The sequence below is a fragment of the Pseudomonas sp. Marseille-Q1929 genome, assembly GCF_017316265.1.
In the GTDB taxonomy this organism is placed as follows: Bacteria; Pseudomonadota; Gammaproteobacteria; order Pseudomonadales; family Pseudomonadaceae; genus Aquipseudomonas.
Genome location: NZ_JAFLWU010000001.1, coordinates 172912 through 189437 on the forward strand (window position 1 = coordinate 172912; position 16526 = coordinate 189437).

General features: G+C 62.9%; 13 protein-coding genes. 4 read left to right on the forward strand and 9 right to left on the reverse strand.

Features of this window, described 5'->3' with window-relative positions:
- Positions 1–24: 24 nt before the first annotated feature.
- The 9 genes from prfB to J1G37_RS00840 form a co-directional block, all read right to left on the reverse strand.
- Positions 25–1120, reverse strand: a protein-coding gene (gene prfB / locus J1G37_RS00800; protein WP_102591687.1) for a peptide chain release factor 2 whose coding sequence is annotated in 2 segments (ribosomal slippage) — positions 25–1047 and positions 1049–1120 — 1095 coding nt in all. Because the reading frame shifts where the segments join, the coding sequence is not laid out codon by codon here.
- Positions 1121–2021: 901 nt separating this feature from the next.
- Positions 2022–3023: a diguanylate cyclase gene (locus J1G37_RS00805; protein ID WP_017738220.1), complete on the reverse strand. Its 1002-nt coding sequence runs from the start codon at positions 3021–3023 to the stop codon at positions 2022–2024.
- Positions 3024–3074: 51 nt separating this feature from the next.
- Positions 3075–4085, reverse strand: coding sequence for a chemotaxis response regulator protein-glutamate methylesterase (locus tag J1G37_RS00810; protein ID WP_207039841.1), 1011 nt, complete (start codon positions 4083–4085; stop codon positions 3075–3077).
- Complete coding sequence (locus J1G37_RS00815; RefSeq protein WP_207039842.1) at positions 4082–6370, reverse strand: hybrid sensor histidine kinase/response regulator; 2289 nt, start codon at positions 6368–6370, stop codon at positions 4082–4084. The genes J1G37_RS00810 and J1G37_RS00815 overlap by 4 nt, the downstream gene beginning before the upstream one ends.
- Positions 6367–7068: a chemotaxis protein CheW gene (locus tag J1G37_RS00820; protein WP_207039843.1), complete on the reverse strand. Its 702-nt coding sequence runs from the start codon at positions 7066–7068 to the stop codon at positions 6367–6369. Before J1G37_RS00820 ends, J1G37_RS00815 begins: the two co-directional genes overlap by 4 nt.
- On the reverse strand, positions 7065–8324 hold the full coding sequence (locus J1G37_RS00825) for a CheR family methyltransferase (protein ID WP_207039844.1): 1260 nt from the start codon (positions 8322–8324) through the stop codon (positions 7065–7067). The genes J1G37_RS00820 and J1G37_RS00825 overlap by 4 nt, the downstream gene beginning before the upstream one ends.
- Complete coding sequence (locus J1G37_RS00830; protein ID WP_207039845.1) at positions 8321–8833, reverse strand: chemotaxis protein CheW; 513 nt, start codon at positions 8831–8833, stop codon at positions 8321–8323. The genes J1G37_RS00825 and J1G37_RS00830 overlap by 4 nt, the downstream gene beginning before the upstream one ends.
- Positions 8833–10455 carry a methyl-accepting chemotaxis protein gene (locus tag J1G37_RS00835; RefSeq protein WP_207039846.1) on the reverse strand — a complete coding sequence of 541 codons (1623 nt, stop codon included), beginning with the start codon at positions 10453–10455 and terminating at the stop codon, positions 8833–8835. Before J1G37_RS00835 ends, J1G37_RS00830 begins: the two co-directional genes overlap by 1 nt.
- Before the next feature lie 281 nt (positions 10456–10736).
- On the reverse strand, positions 10737–11444 hold the full coding sequence (locus J1G37_RS00840; RefSeq protein WP_207039847.1) for a tellurite resistance TerB family protein: 708 nt from the start codon (positions 11442–11444) through the stop codon (positions 10737–10739).
- A gap of 168 nt (positions 11445–11612) precedes the next feature.
- On the opposite strand from J1G37_RS00840, the gene J1G37_RS00845 reads away from it, so the two are divergent.
- The 4 genes from J1G37_RS00845 (at position 11613) to J1G37_RS00860 (ending at position 16525) form a co-directional block, all read left to right on the forward strand.
- Positions 11613–12524 (forward strand): LysR family transcriptional regulator, encoded by a 912-nt coding sequence (locus J1G37_RS00845; RefSeq protein ID WP_071488759.1) that lies wholly within the window; start codon positions 11613–11615, stop codon positions 12522–12524.
- 132 nt (positions 12525–12656) lie between these two features.
- Entirely contained in the window at positions 12657–14114 is a 1458-nt protein-coding gene (locus J1G37_RS00850) for a gamma-aminobutyraldehyde dehydrogenase (RefSeq protein ID WP_207039848.1), read from the forward strand.
- Positions 14115–14188: 74 nt separating this feature from the next.
- Complete coding sequence (gene ydcS, locus J1G37_RS00855; RefSeq protein WP_207039849.1) at positions 14189–15340, forward strand: putative ABC transporter substrate-binding protein YdcS; 1152 nt, start codon at positions 14189–14191, stop codon at positions 15338–15340.
- 150 nt (positions 15341–15490) lie between these two features.
- The gene (locus tag J1G37_RS00860; RefSeq protein ID WP_207039850.1) at positions 15491–16525 is read left to right on the forward strand and encodes an ABC transporter ATP-binding protein; all 1035 of its coding nucleotides are present in this window, start codon (positions 15491–15493) and stop codon (positions 16523–16525) included.
- The last annotated feature ends 1 nt before the right edge of the window (position 16526 follow it).

A 16526-nucleotide genomic window follows, 5' to 3' on the forward strand; every position in this document is an offset into this window, starting at 1 on the left:
ATCTTCCATCACAGAATTAGGGTGTTACAGGCCTGATTTCAGGCTCGCTTCCAGATACTCGTCGATGTCGCCATCGAGCACCTTGTCGCAGTCGCTGCGTTCGATGTTGGTGCGCAGATCCTTGATCCGCGACGCATCGAGCACATAGGAACGGATCTGGTGACCCCAGCCGATGTCCGACTTGGTGTCTTCCAGCGCCTGGGAAGCGGCGTTGCGCTTCTGCATTTCCTGCTCGTACAACTTGGCCCGCAGCATTTTCATGGCGGTGTCTTTGTTGGCGTGCTGGGAACGTTCGTTCTGGCAGCTGACCACGGTGTTGGTCGGTACGTGGGTGATACGTACGGCCGAGTCGGTGGTGTTTACGTGCTGGCCACCGGCACCGGAGGAGCGGTAGGTGTCGATGCGCAGGTCGGCCGGGTTGATCTCGATCTCGACCTTGTCGTCGATCTCTGGCGAGACGAACACCGCACAGAACGAGGTGTGGCGACGGTTGCCGGAGTCGAACGGGCTCTTGCGCACCAGACGGTGTACGCCGATCTCGGTCCGCAACCAGCCAAAGGCGTATTCACCCTTGATATGCACGGTCGCGCCCTTGATACCGGCAACTTCACCGGCGGACAGTTCCATGATGGTCGCTTCGAAACCGCGCTTGTCGGCCCAGCGCAGGTACATGCGCAGCAGGATGTTGGCCCAGTCCTGGGCCTCGGTGCCACCGGAACCGGCCTGGATATCCAGGTAGGCGTTGTTCGGGTCCATCTCGTGGCTGAACATGCGGCGGAATTCGAGTTTGGCGAGGTTTTCCTCGAGACGGGCCAGCTCGGCGACGACATCGCCCACTGCGCCTTCGTCGTTTTCTTCGACGGCCATGTCCAGCAGGTCACGGCAATCGGCCAGACCGGTGTTCAGCTCGTCGAGGGTATCGACGATCTGCGCCAGCGCAGCGCGCTCGCGGCCCAGTTCCTGGGCGTATTCAGGTTTGTTCCAGACAGCAGGATCTTCAAGCTCGCGATTGACTTCGGTCAGACGCTCATGCTTTTGATCGTAGTCAAAGATACCCCCGAATAGTTTCGGAGCGCTCGGACAGGTCCTTGATGGTGTTAAGGATCGGGTTGATTTCCATGGCGGGCAGCACTCGTTGGCGAACTTTTGAAAGCCGGCGAGTATAACGGGTAATGGGGGGGAGCGGCAGCCCGCTTGGCGAAAAGGCTCGGGGTTGGTGGTGTGTATATCCGTTATTTAGGTAACGGCCACTATTGGTTCCGCCCTTACGGCGGGTCACTTTTGGAAAAGAGCCCCAAAAGTAACCAAAAGGGCTCTTGCCCCAACACTCGGCACCTCGCCTAGGCTCGGTGTGCCCGTAATTCGACATGGATTTGGGGGGCCGCCGCCACGCGCCATCCATGGCGCGGGGCGGCTAAACCGGCATCCCTGCCGGTTTACCCCCCAAATCCATGCCGAATTCCGGCCAGCGTGTTTAACGGGGCGCCTAAGATCAAAATCAAAAACAAAGCGAGGCGGCCTGACAGCCGACCTGATCGATGAAGCGTGCGCGTTTCCCTGTGGGAGCTGGCTTGCCTGCGATGGCATCAACTAGGTGTGCCTGATGTACCGAGGTGTCTGCATCGCAGGCAAGCCAGCTCCCACAGGTGCCGGTTCCCACAGTTGAAGAGTGAACACCAGGAAAAATACCGGTCGGCTTTAAGGCCGCCGCGCTCTGGCTTTTGATCTGGGGTCGCCCCGTCAAACACGCTGGCCGAACGCAGGCTTGAATCCGTGGGCAACCCGGCAGGACGCCGGGTTAGCCGCCCCGCGCCATGGATGGCGCGTGGCGGCGGCCCACGGATTCAAGCCGGAGTGAGGGCACACCGAGCCTAGGCGAGGTGCCGAGTGTTGGGGCGAAGGCCTTTTGCTTACTTTTGGGCCTTTCCAAAAGTGAGCCGCTGTAAGAGCGGAACCATAAGTAGCCGTTACCGAAGAAACGGATATGTACACAACACAACACAACAAAACGAAACCCAGCCCTACTCAATCCCAACTTGATTCCGCCCATTATGCTTGGCGGTGTAAAGCCCCTTATCCGCCGCCAATATCAGCTGCCGACAATCCGTCCCCTGCTGCGGCGTCACCGTAGACAAACCAATACTGATCGTCAGGCTAGCCCCCTCAGCCGGCGCAATATGCGGAATCTTCAACGCCGCCACCGCCATACGCAGCTTCTCCGCCACCAACCGCGCTCCACCCGGCGACGTATTCGGCAACACCAGCGCAAACTCCTCACCGCCATAACGCGCTGGCAAATCCGAAGGCCGGCTACTGGCGTCACGGATAGTCGCCGCCACTTTGCGCAAGGCTTCATCCCCTTCAACGTGACCAAAGCTATCGTTGTAGGTCTTGAAAAAATCCACATCAATCATCAACAACGACAACTGCGTCTGATCACGCATGGCCCGGCGCCATTCCAGCTCCAGGTATTCGTCGAAGTGCCGACGATTGGACAGCCCGGTCAGCCCATCGGAGTTCATCAGGCGCTGTAAAACCAGATTGGTGTCCAGCAACTGCTGCTGGCTAACCCGCAGCGCGCGATACGCCGCATCCCGCTGCAACAGGGTCATGTAGGAGCGCGAGTGATAGCGGATACGCGCCACCAACTCGATATTGTCCGGCAGCTTGACCAGGTAATCGTTGGCCCCCGCAGAGAACGCCGCGCTCTTGATCAGCGGGTCCTCCTTGGTGGAGAGCACGATGATCGGGATATTCGCCGTGGCCGGGTGGTTGCGGTATTCGCGCACCAGGGTCAGGCCGTCAAGGCCGGGCATGACCAGGTCTTGCAGGATCACCGTCGGCTTGATGCGGATCGCCTGGGCAATCGCCTGGTGCGGGTCGGCGCAGAAATGGAAGTCGATGTTTTCTTCATGGGACAAGCCACGCCGTACGGCTTCACCGATCATGGCCTGGTCATCGACCAGCAACACCATGGCGGCGTTTTCGTCGGTCTTGATGTCGTCGATCTGTAAATCATTCATGTGCAGTCACCTGAATTACTACCTGCAAGCCAGCACCGCCGGGGGTCTTGTTCATTTTGCAAAGACCTCCAGCAATCGGGGCGCAATTCTATCCAATGGGCGAATTTCAACAGCGGCATCAATCGCCGCCGCCGCTTTGGGCATGCCATACACCGCGCAGCTCTGCTGATCCTGGGCGATGGTCAAATATCCTTGTTCACGCATGAGCTTGAGCCCCTGGGCGCCGTCGCGCCCCATGCCGGTCAGCAATACACCGACCGCGTCGCCATTCCAGTGGCTGGCGACGCTCTCGAAAAACACGTCGATGGACGGCCGGTAAATCTCGTTCACCGGCTCGGCGGTGTAGGCCAGGGTGCCATTTTTCAGGAGCCGGATATGGTGGTTGGTGCCGGCCAGCAACACCACGCCACTTTGCGGCGGCTCGCCTTCGCGAGCCAGGCGCACCGGCAGGCCGGAGGCGCTGCTCAGCCATTCAGCCATGCCGGCGGCAAACACCTGGTCCACATGCTGCACCAGTACGATGGCCGCGGAAAAGTCCCGGGGCAAGCCCTTGAGCAGGATTTCCAGGGCGGCCGGGCCGCCCGCCGACGAACCGATCGCCACCAGGCTCTCGCGTTTGCCGGTCGCGCGTTGCGGCGACGTCTCGGCCCGCACGCGGCTGCCGCGCTGGCCGATCAACCAGCCAATATTGAGGATCTTGCGCAGCAACGGCGCCGCCGCGTCCTTGGGGTTGCCCACGCCGAGCGCCGGCGTGTCCACCACATCCAGCGCGCCGTGGCCCATGGCTTCGAAGACACGGCTGACGTTGGCCTGACGGTCTACGGTGACAATCACGATAGCGCACGGCGTCTCGGCCATGATCTGGCGAGTCGCCTCCACGCCGTCCATCACCGGCATGATCAGGTCCATCAGGATCAGGTCCGGGGTCACTTCAGCGCAACGCTGCACCGCTTCCAAGCCATTGCTCGCCACCCACACCACTTGATGGGCAGGCTCAAAACTCAAGGCACGACGCAAAGCCTCCACGGCCAGGGGCATGTCATTGACGATCGCAATCCTCATCCCCGTGCACCTCCGATCAGCTCCATCACCGCGTCGAGCAGGGCATCGTCGTGGAAACTGGCCTTGGCTAAATAATAGTCTGCGCCGGCGTCGAGGCCACGACGCCGGTCTTCTTCGCGATCCTTGTACGACACCACCATCACCGGCAGCGATTGCAGGCGACTATCACGACGCAACAATGTGACCAATTCAATACCGTCCATGCGAGGCATATCAATATCAGTGATCAACAGGTCGAAATCCTCGGAGCGCAAGGCGTTCCAACCATCCATGCCATCCACTGCCACCGCGACTTCATAGCCACGATTGAGCAGCAATTTGCGTTGCAGTTCCCGCACGGTGAGCGAGTCATCCACCACCAGCACGCGTTTGCGCGGCGCTTCGGTGGCCTGCTGGCTGCGCCGGGCGATACGTTCCAGGCGGCCGGTGTTGAGCAGCTTGTCCACCGAACGCAGCATGTCTTCGACATCGACGATCAACACCACCGAGCCGTCGTCGAGCAAGGCGCCAGCGGAAATATCCTGGACCTTGCCCAGGCGATCATCCAGTGGCAATACCACCAAGGTGCGCTCGCCGATAAACCGTTCCACGGCAATCCCGTACACCGCATCGCGCTCGCGGATCACCACCACTTTCAAGGTATCCGACGGGTTCTGGCCCGCTGGGCGCTGCAACAACTGGCTGGCGGCAACCAGGCCGACATGCCGGCCCTCGTGCCAGAAATGCTGGCGGCCTTCCAGTTGCACGATGTCGTCGGGCGCCAGGTCGCACATGCGCTCGATATGCGCCAGCGGGAACGCATAGGCTTCTTCGCCGACTTCCACCACCAGGCTGCGCACCACCGACAAGGTCAGCGGCACTTCCAGATGGAAACGGCTGCCCTGCCCCGCGGTCTGCTCCAGCACCACTGCGCCGCGCAGTTGGCGCACCATGTGTTGCACCGCATCCAGGCCAACGCCGCGCCCGGACACCTCGGTGACCTTGTCGCGCAGGCTGAAACCCGGCAGGAACAGGAACGTCAGCAGCTCCTCTTCGCTCAAGCGCAGCGCGGTTTCCAGCGGCGACAAGTGCCGATCGACGATGGTGCCGCGCAGGCGTTCCAGGTCCACACCATTGCCGTCATCGCTCAATTCCAGTACCAGCAGACCGGCCTGGTGGGACGCGCGCAGGCGAATCAAACCTTCCGCCGGCTTGCCCGCCAGCAAGCGCTGCTCGGGCATTTCGATGCCGTGATCGACGGCATTGCGCAATAAATGGGTCAGCGGCGCTTCGAGCTTTTCCAGCACGTCGCGGTCGACCTGGGTCTTTTCGCCCTCGATTTCCAGGCGCACCTGTTTGCCCAGGCTGCGGCCAAGGTCGCGGACCATGCGCACTTGCCCGGCCAGTACGTCGGCAAACGGGCGCATGCGGCAGGCCAGTGCGGTGTCGTAGAGCACTTGGGCGCGCTGCCCGGCCTGCCAGCCGAACTCGTCCAGCTCGGCGGTCTTTTCCGCCAACAGGGCCTGGGCTTCGCTGAGCAGGCGGCGGGTATCGGCCAGGGCTTCCTGGGCTTCGAGGTTCAGGTCCAGGGTCTTGAGTTGCCCGTCCAGCGTGTCCAGGGCGCGGGCGCTCTGGCTTTGGATACGCTTGAGGCGTTGCATGCTGGACAGGTAAGGCTTGAGCCGCTGGGTTTCCACTAGGGATTTGCTGGACAGGTCCAACAGGCTGTTCAGCCGCTCGGCGGTCACGCGCAATACGCGCTCGCCGCCTTCGGTCATGCGTCGATTCAAGCGTGGCGGCTCAGCGGTGACCGGCGGCGCGGGTTCGGGCTCGGGTGGCAGCTCTTCAACGATGGGTGCGGGTTCGGGTTCGGGCACAGGCGGCACTGGCGGCGACACGGCTTTGACCGGCGCCTGGGACGGATCGAGCAAGCGCTCCATCAACGCCACATAGGCTTCGATATCCGCCGGGCCCACGGTGTTGCCCGGCGTGGCGATGCGCATCAGCAGGTCGGTGCCTTGCAGCAACGCGTCGATATGTTCGGGTTGCAGGTACAGCCGGCTTTCCTGGGCGCTGACCAGGCAATCCTCCATCACGTGGGACACGCTGACCCCGGCATCCACCCCGACAATCCGCGCCGCGCCCTTGAGCGAGTGGGCCGCGCGCATGCAGGCTTCGAGCTGGTCGGCCTGGGTCGGGTTGCGTTCCAGGGCCAGCAGGCCGGCACTGAGCACCTGGGTCTGGGCGTCGGCTTCCAGGCTGAACAGTTCCAGCAGCGAGGCGTCGCGCATCTGGTCGGGGGTCATGTGAGGCTCCGGGTCACGGCAGACAACAATTGCGCCTCGTCCAGCCAACGCAGGCTGCGGCCTTTCCACTGCAACACGCCCTGGGTGAAGCGCGCGCTGGCCTGGGTGCCGGAGGCCGACGCGGCCTTCAAGGTGCGCTCGTCGATGGCATGGATGCCATCCACTTCATCCACCGGCACCACCACCGGGCCGTCCTGCGCAGCGATGATCAACATGCGCGGCATGATCCGCCCGCCGCTGGCGCCATTGCTGGTGGCGTCCAGCCCCAGCAGTTCCACCAGCGACAGGCACGCCACCAGCGCGCCGCGCACATTTGCCACGCCGAGCAAGGCGCGGGAGCGCTGGTGCGGCAGGGAGTGAATCGGTTGCAACGGCGCCACTTCCACCAGGCAACGGGTGGCGATGCCCAGCCATTCCTCGCCGAGACGGAACATCAACAGCGAACGCGTGACCACGTCTTCGCCGATTTCGACAGCGGCGTGCGGGCGATGGTCGTCCTGCTGCAAGGCGTAGCGGTCCAGCAGTCGGGTGGCGGCGGCGGAGTACACCGCGCAATTGCGGCAATGGATATGCTCCGCCAGCAACGGGCAGGACTTGTCGCCATGGATGCCGATGCGGTTCCAGCAGTCGTCGATGGCTTGGGTGTCGGCCAGGGTCAGGTCCAGGCCGGCGGTGTCGAGCGCCTCGGTGCTACTCATCGTTTGGACTCACTGTCAGCTCGCTCGCTACGCGCGGCACGCGCCTGCAAACGGCGCGCCCCCGCACTGTCGCCCTGGGATTCAAGCAACGCGGCCAGGTGCATCAAGGCCTGCGGGTGCTGGGGTTCCAGGTACAAGGCTTTGCGGTAAAACCCCTGGGCTTCCAGGGCACTGCCCGCCACATCGCTAAGCAGCCCCAGCCAGTAAAACACCTGGGCGGCCGGCGGGTGGTTGCTCAAATAGCGTTCACACGCGGCGCGGGCCTCGGCGCTTTTGCCTTCGTTGGCCAGGGTGGCGATCTGGCTGAGCAGATCCGCCGCATCGGACGGCGGCGCCTTGATCGGCACCACTTGGGCACTGAACGTGCTGAACGGGCGCGGCTTGACCGGCAACGCCGCCGCACTGCGCGGGGGCGGCGGCGCGGGAATCGGTACAAACACCGGCTCCGGCTTGACCGGCTCGACATGCCGGCTGAACGCAAACGACTGCGGCACACCAATCGACTTCATGCCATGGCGCCCCAGCAGGCTACCCTCGGCCGGGCCGATAAACAGCACGCCGTCCTCGTGGGTCAGGCCCTTGAGCACATCAAACACTTGCTTCTGGGTCGGCTGGTCGAAGTAGATCAGCAGGTTGCGACAGAACACAAAGTCATAGCTCGCCTCGTTCGCCAACAGCGTCGGGTCGAGCAGGTTGCCGACTTGCAGGCGCACTTGCTCGCGCACGCGCTCGCTGATGTGGAAGCCGTCGGCGGACTCGTTGAAATGGCGGTCGCGAAACTCGATGTCGGCACCGCGAAACGAGTTCTTGCCATACACCCCGCGCCGCGCGCGCTCCACCGACAACGGGCTGACGTCCAGGCCCAGCACCTTGAACTGGTGCGGCGCCAGGCCAGCATCCAGCAAGGCCATGGCAATCGAATAGGGTTCTTCACCGGTGGAACACGGCAGGCTGAGGATGCGCAGCGCACGCATCTGCTTGATCTCGGCCAGGCGCGCCTTGGCCAGGCGGGCCAGCGTCGCAAAGGATTCGGGATAACGGAAAAACCAGGTCTCGGGGACGATCACCGCCTCGATCAGCGCCTGTTGCTCGTCATGGGAGCGTTGCAGTTGCTGCCAGTATTCATCGGCCGTCTGCGCCTGCACGGCCTGGCTGCGCTGGCGCACGGCGCGCTCGATGATCGCCTCGCCGACGGAGGCGACGTCGAGGCCGATGCGTTCCTTGAGGAAGTTGAAGACGCGCGGGTCGCTGCTCATACGCTCAACTCGGCAGAGAACAGCAAGGCGCGCACATCGTCGGTGAGCAAGTCGCTGACGCCAATCCATTGCATCAGGCCCAGTGCATCTTCACGCACCGGCCCCAGGTACGGCGCCTGGCGGTTGTCCAGGCCATAGGGCTGGAACTCCGCGGGGTCGCAGCGCAGGGTGTCGGTGGCCTGTTCGAGGATCAGCCCCAGCCAGCGCGGTTCAACCTCGTCGTTCGGCTGGTAATTGACCAGCACCAGCCGCGTGCTGGTGCGCGCCTGGGCCGGGGCGCCAAAGGTCAGCGCGCTGAGGTCGATCACCGGTACCAGCGCGCCGCGATGGGCAAAGATCCCGGCGACCCACGCCGGCGCATGGGCGATGGGCTTGAGTGGCAGGCGCGGCAACACCTCGGCCACTTCCGTGGCCTTGAGGGCGTAGCGTTCGCTGCCGATATGGAACACCAGGAACAACGCCTTTTTCGCTGCCGGGACGGCGCCGCGTTTAGCCGCGAGGTCGCTCATCAGACTTTGAAACGCGACACGCCGCTGCGCAGACCCACCGCAACCTGGCTCAGTTCATCGATCGCAAAGCTGGCCTGGCGCAGGGACTCGACGGTCTGGCTGCTGGCATCGCCCAACTGCACCAACGCATGGTTGATCTGCTCGGCGCCGGTGGCCTGGGCCTGCATGCCTTCGTTGACCATCAGCACCCGCGGCGCCAGGGCCTGTACCTGATGGATGATCTGCGACAGCTGCTCGCCGACCTGCTGCACTTCAAACATGCCGCGGCGTACTTCTTCGGAGAATTTGTCCATGCCCATCACGCCGGCGGACACCGCCGACTGGATCTCACGCACCATCTGTTCGATATCGTAAGTGGCCACGGCGGTCTGGTCGGCCAGGCGGCGCACCTCGGTGGCGACCACGGCGAAACCGCGCCCGTATTCACCGGCCTTCTCGGCCTCGATGGCGGCGTTGAGGGACAGCAGGTTGGTCTGGTCGGCGACCTTGACGATGGTCACCACCACCTGGTTGATGTTGCCGGCCTTCTCATTGAGGATCGCGAGCTTGGCGTTGACCAGGTCGGCGGCGCCCATCACCGAGTGCATGGTTTCTTCCATGCGCGCCAGCCCTTGCTGGCCGGAGCCCGCAGCCACCGACGCCTGGTCGGCAGCGGTGGAAACTTCGGTCATGGTGCGGACCAGATCCTTGGAAGTGGCGGCGATCTCACGCGATGTTGCGCCGATCTCGGTGGTGGTGGCCGCTGTTTCAGTGGCGGTGGCCTGTTGCTGCTTGGAGGTGGCGGCAATCTCGGTGACCGAGGTGGTCACCTGCACCGACGAGCGCTGGGCCTGGGATACCAGGGCCGTAAGCTCGGTCATCATGTCGTTGAAGCCGGTCTCGACCGCGTTGAATTCGTCCTTGCGCTCCAGGTTCAAGCGTTTGCTCAGGTCGCCGTCGCGCATGGTGCCGAGGATTTCGACGATGCGCTGCATCGGCGCCATGATCGCGCGCATCAGCAGCAGGCCGCACAGGCCGGCGGCCAGGATCGCCACCGCGAGGGACAGGAACATGCTCAGTTTGGCGGCAGAGACGGCATCATCGATGGCGTTGGTCGCACGATCGGCGACGTTCTTGTTTTCGGTAATGATGTCATTGAGCTTCATGCGGCCTGCGGTCCAGGTCGGCGTGAGCTGGGTGTCGAACTCCTTGCGCGCGGCCACCAGGTCGCCGCGTTGCAGGCTGTCGAGCACCGTGGACAGGCTCTTGTTGTAGACCTGGTGCAGCGCCTCGAATCGGTCGAACTCGGAACGGTCCTCGCTGCCGGCGATGGTTTGTTCGTAGTTGCTCATCTGCTGCAGGATGCGCGCTTCGAAGGACTTGAACTCGGCCTTGTCGGCGTCGCTGAGCTTCTTGTCTTCGCGCAGGCCCAGCAATTCGAGGGTTTGCAGGTAGCTGTCAACCCAGGCGCTGCGGATCATCGAACTGAGGTAAACCCCCGGCACCGCGTCGTCGCGCACGGCAACTTCGCTGGCTTCGATCTTCAACAACCGTGAATAAGAGACCACAACCATTAACAGCATGATGGCGATAATGACCGCAAAACTTGCCAAGATCCGTTGGCGCAGGGTCCAGTTCTTCACAGTAATTCCTCGCAGGGCCATTCAAATGGAGGGGAGTATAGCTGAGCAGAAGCCCTCATTAATCAACGGGTTTTGATGGAATGTTCACATAATCCAAAAACAACCCGGGCAACCCATAAAGGCGGGAGCCGCCCTCCTCCGGAACAAAGCCCGACTCGGTAAAAAACTGTGGGAGCGGGCTTGCCCGCGATGGCGGTATGCCAGCCAACAAATGCATCGACTGACACGCCCTCATCGCGGGCAAGCCCGCTCCCACAGTTTGATCGGTGTATTGCAGGTGTTTATTGGTTCAGGCGCACCTGTTTTTCCAGCTCGGCCTTCAGCCCCGGCTCAAGCTTGAGCTGGCGCGCCAACTCATCGAGGTAGGCCTTTTCCATAAAGTTTTCCTCGTCCACCAGCATCACGCTGGCGATGTACATCTCGGCGGCCATTTCCGGAGTGCCTGCCGCGCGGGCCACATCGGCCGGGTCCAGGGGTTTGTTGAGTTCGGCGTGCAGCCAGCTTTGCAGCTCGCGATCGTTGTCCAGCTTGGTGAATTCGCCTTCGATCAATGTGCGTTCACGCTCATCAACATGGCCGTCAGCCTTGGCGGCGGCGACCAGCGCCTTGAGGATGGCCTGGCTGTGCTGCTCGACCTGGGCCGGCGGCAGGCGGTCGATAGTCTGCGGCTCGCCCTTGGGCGCATTGGCCTGTTGCGCCTGCCAGTTGCCATAGGCTTTGTAGGCAATCACGCCCAACGCGGCCAGGCCGCCGTAGGTCAGGGCCTTGCCGCCGAACTTGCGCGCCTTTTTATTGCCCAGCAGCAGGCCCATGGCCCCCGCCGCGAGTGCGCCACCGCCCGCGCCGCCGAGCAGGCTGCCCAGGCCGCCGCCGCCAAGCAGACCACCGAGGGCACCTTTGTCTTCCTGCTTACGCTGGCCGCCAGCCTTGTTTTGCAACATGTCCTGGCCAGATTTGAGCAGTTGATCGAGCAATCCACGGGTATTCATTCGTAGCCTCCAGACACTTAGGTTCATAGGACCAATAGGCCCCCAGCGTAAAACTAAGTGCCAAAAAGCCCCGATCTAGAGTGCTTCCAGATGTAACGCGGCGACCCTTCGCTAAAACCGATATACACTCGAACAAATCTATAAAAACACCCCACTGGTAATTCCAGCATGATGACCTTGCGTCAAATCCGGCACTTTATCGCCGTGGCCGAGACAGGTTCGATCTCCGCCGCTGCGCAGACCGCCTTCATTTCCCAATCGACCCTGACCCTGGCGATCCAGCAACTGGAGCAGGAAATCGGCGTCAACCTGTTCAACCGTCACGCCAAGGGCATGACCCTGACCCACCAGGGTCATCAATTCCTACGCCAAGCCCACCTGATTCTCGCCACCGTCGACAACGCCAAGCGCAGCCTGCAACAGAGCACCGACCAAGTGGCCGGGCAGTTGATCATCGGCGTGACCAGCCTGGTGGCCGGCTATTACCTGGCGGATCTGCTCACGCGTTTCCAGCGCGCCTATCCAAATGTGGAAATCCGCGTGATGGAGGACGAGCGCCCGTATATCGAGCACTTGCTGGTCAGCGGCGAAATCGACGTAGGCGTGCTGATCCTCTCCAACCTCGAAGACCGCCACGCCCTGCAAACCGAAGTGCTCACCCACTCCCCGCACCGCCTGTGGCTGCCGGCGCAACACCCGCTGCTGGAGCACGACAGCATCAACCTCGCCGACGTGGCGCGCGAGCCGCTGATCCAGTTGAACGTCGATGAAATGGGCCACAACGCCCAGCGCCTGTGGACCAGCGCCGGCCTGCAACCGCGCGTGACCCTACGCACCGCGTCCACCGAAGCCGTGCGCAGCCTGGTGGCGGCAGGCCTGGGCGTGTCGATCCAGCCCGACATGACCTACCGCCCCTGGTCACTGGAGGGCGACATTATTGAAGCGCGGCCGATTGCCGACCTCAGCCAGACCCTCGACGTCGGCCTGGCCTGGCGCCGTGGCACCGCGCGGCCGGCCTTGGTCGACCCGTTCCTGACGGTCGCCCGCGAACAGCCGCACCCGCGCAAGCCATCTATTTAATCGAATGCTGCATTCAGTATTTAGTATTTGTTGACCTCGCGCCTGACCTCTAGTCTCTGTGCATCCATAAGAGAAAGGTCAGGCCCTCGTAAGAGAACGCCCATGGCCACACAAGAAAAGAGATCGCGAAAAATGTCCGGCGCGCCCACCCCGCTGCTCACTGCGTTGCTGATCGACGGCGAACTGGTCCAGGGCCAGGGTTTTGCCGAACCGATCCTCAACCCGGCCACCGGTGAAGTCCTCACCCAGATCGCCGAAGCCAGCACCGAGCAAGTCGAAAGCGCGATCCTCGCCGCCCACCGCGCCTTTGCCGGTTGGTCGCGGACCACGCCGCAACAACGCTCGAACATCTTGCTCGGCATCGCCGACGCCATCGAAAAGCAAGCCGATTACCTGGCCCGCCTGGAATCCCTGAACTGCGGCAAGCCGTTGCACCTGGCGCGCCAGGATGACTTGAGCGCAACGGTGGATGTGTTCCGCTTCTTCGCCGGCGCCGTGCGCTGCCAGACCGGCCAGCTCAGCGGCGAATACCTGCCGGGCTACACCAGCATGGTGCGCCGCGACCCGATTGGTGTGGTGGCCTCGATTGCGCCGTGGAACTACCCGCTGATGATGGCCGCGTGGAAAATCGCCCCGGCCCTGGCCGCCGGCAATACCCTGGTGTTCAAGCCATCGGAGCACACGCCGCTGTCGATCCTGGCCCTGGCGCCAGCCCTCAGCCAATTGCTGCCACGCGGGGTGATCAACATTCTGTGTGGCGGCGGCGAAGGCGTCGGCAGCCATTTGGTCAGCCACGCGAAAGTGCGCATGGTCTCGCTGACCGGCGATATCGTCACCGGGCAGAAAATCCTACAAGCCGCGTCGAAAACCCTGAAACGCACGCACCTGGAACTCGGCGGCAAAGCGCCGGTGATCGTGTGCAACGACGCCGACCTGCAAGCCGTGGTCGAGGGCGTACGCGCCTATGGCTACTACAACGCCGGCCAGGACTGCACCGCCGCCTGCCGCATCTATGCCCAGGCCGGGATTCACGACAAATTGGTCGCCGAGCTGGGCGCCGCGGTCAGCAGCCTGCGCTTTGCCGGCAAACGCGACGCCGACAACGAACTCGGCCCGCTGATCAGCACGCGCCAGCGCGACCGCGTGGCCAGTTTTGTCGAACGCGCCCTCGGCCAGCCACATATCGAACGCGTGACCGGCGCCGCCGTGCATTCCGGCGCGGGCTTCTATTACCAGCCGACCCTGCTGGCCGGCTGTAAACAAAGTGATGAAATCGTCCAGCGCGAAGTGTTCGGCCCGGTGGTCACCGTGACCCGCTTCGATGAACTGGAACAAGCGGTGGACTGGGCCAACGACTCCGAATACGGCCTGGCTTCCTCGGTGTGGACCCAGAATCTGGACAAGGCCATGCAGGTCGCCGCCCGTCTGCAATACGGCTGCACCTGGATCAACAGCCACTTCATGCTGGTCAGCGAAATGCCCCATGGCGGCTTGAAGCGCTCGGGGTATGGCAAAGATCTGTCCAGCGATTCGCTACAGGACTACAGCGTGGTGCGCCACATCATGGCGCGCCACGGCCAGCATCTCTAAAACAACAACTAAGCTCATGCGTCACCGGTTTGCGAAAAACTGCCCCGACCATAATTAAAGAAGAGGGAACCCCCATGTCCGCGCACAAGACCGCACTGCTCAGTGCCCTGGCCACCGCGCTGCTGGCCAGCGCCAGCCTGCAGGCCGCCGAACCGCTCAAGGCCGTTGGCGCTGGTGAAGGCCAGCTGGATATCGTCGCCTGGCCCGGCTATATCGAACGTGGCGAAAGCGACAAGGCCTACGACTGGGTCACCGGTTTCGAGAAGGAAACCGGCTGCAAGGTCAACGTAAAAACCGCCGCCACCTCTGACGAAATGGTCAGCCTGATGGCCAAGGGCGGCTATGACCTGGTCACTGCCTCGGGCGACGCTTCGCTGCGTTTGATCGGCGGCAAGCGCGTGCAGCCGATCAACACGGCGCTGATCCCGAACTGGAAGAACATTGACCCGCGCCTCAAGGATGCGCCGTGGTACGTGGTCGGCCAGCAAACCTACGGCACCCCCTACCAGTGGGGCCCGAACGTGTTGATGTACAACACAAACGTGTTCAAGACCGCGCCCACCAGCTGGAACGTGCTGTTCGAGGCGCAGAACCTGCCGGACGGCAAGCCGAACAAGGGCCGCGTGCAGGCCTATGACGGCCCGATCTACATCGCCGACGCGGCGCTGTACCTCAAGTCGACCCAACCGGAACTGGGCATCCAGAACCCGTATGAACTGACCGAAACCCAGTACAAGGCCGTGCTTGACCTGTTGCGCGCCCAGCAACCGTTGATCCACCGCTACTGGCACGACACCACCGTGCAAATGAGTGACTTCAAGAACGAAGGCGTGGTGGCCTCCAGCGCGTGGCCGTACCAGGTCAACGGCCTGGTCAACGAGAAGCAGCCGATTGCGTCGACCATCCCCAAGGAAGGCGCCACCGGCTGGGCCGACACCACCATGTTGCACAGCGAGGCCAAGCACCCGAACTGCGCCTACAAGTGGATGGATTGGTCACTGCAACCCAAGGTGCAGGGCGATGTGGCGGCCTGGTTCGGCTCGCTGCCGGCGGTGCCAGCGGCGTGCAAGGAAAGCGAACTGCTCGGCGCCGAGGGTTGCAAGACCAATGGTTTCGACCAGTTCGACAAGATCGCCTTCTGGAAAACCCCGCAGGCTGAAGGTGGCAAGTTCGTGCCGTATAGCCGCTGGACCCAGGATTACATTGCGATCATGGGCGGCCGCTAAACCTGATCGTTCCCACGCTCTGCGTGGGAATGCAGCCCAGGACGCTTTGCGTCCGCTTTTAACGTCGTGACGCAGAGCGTCACAGGAGGCATTCCCACGCGGAGCGTGGGAACGATCACCTCTGCCTGAGACTTTTCGGAGCACCGCACCATGACGCTTGCAGTCCAATTCACCCACGTTTCCCGTCAGTTCGGCGAAGTGAAAGCCGTTGACCGGGTTTCCATCGATATCCAGGACGGCGAGTTCTTTTCCATGCTCGGCCCTTCCGGCTCGGGCAAGACCACGTGCCTGCGCCTGATCGCCGGGTTCGAGCAACCGAGCGCAGGCTCGATCCGGATTCATGGCGAGGAAGCCGCGGGCTTGCCGCCGTATCAGCGCGACGTAAACACCGTGTTCCAGGATTACGCGCTGTTCCCCCATATGAATGTGCGCGATAACGTGGCCTATGGCCTCAAGGTCAAGGGCGTCGGCAAGGTCGAGCGCCTGAATCGTGCCGAGGAAGCCCTGGGGATGGTCGCCCTCGGCGGCTACGGCGAGCGCAAGCCGGTGCAACTGTCCGGCGGCCAGCGCCAGCGTGTGGCCCTGGCCCGCGCCCTGGTCAATCGCCCGCGCGTATTGCTGCTGGATGAGCCGCTGGGCGCCCTCGACCTCAAGCTGCGCGAGCAGATGCAAAGCGAGCTGAAAAAGCTGCAACGCCAGCTCGGCATCACCTTTATCTTCGTGACCCACGACCAGACCGAAGCGCTGTCGATGTCCGACCGGGTGGCGGTGTTCAACAAAGGCCGCATCGAACAGGTCGACACCCCACGCAACCTGTACATGAAGCCGGCCACCACCTTTGTCGCCGAGTTCGTCGGCACCTCCAACGTGATTCGCGGCGAGCTGGCCCAGCGCCTCAGCGGCAACCCTCAGCCGTTTTCGATCCGCCCGGAGCACGTGCGTTTTGCCGAAGGCCCACTGGCGGCCGGCGAAGTGGAAGTCAGCGGCCTGTTGCACGACATCCAATACCAGGGCAGCGCCACGCGCTATGAGCTGAAACTGGAAAACGGCCAGGCCTTGAACATCAGCCAGGCCAACAACCAGTGGCTGGACATCAGCAGCGGTCATCAGGTCGGCCAGTCGATCACCGCCCGTTGGGCCCGTGAAGCCATGACGCCATTGACCGACATCGCAGGCGAGGTGTGAC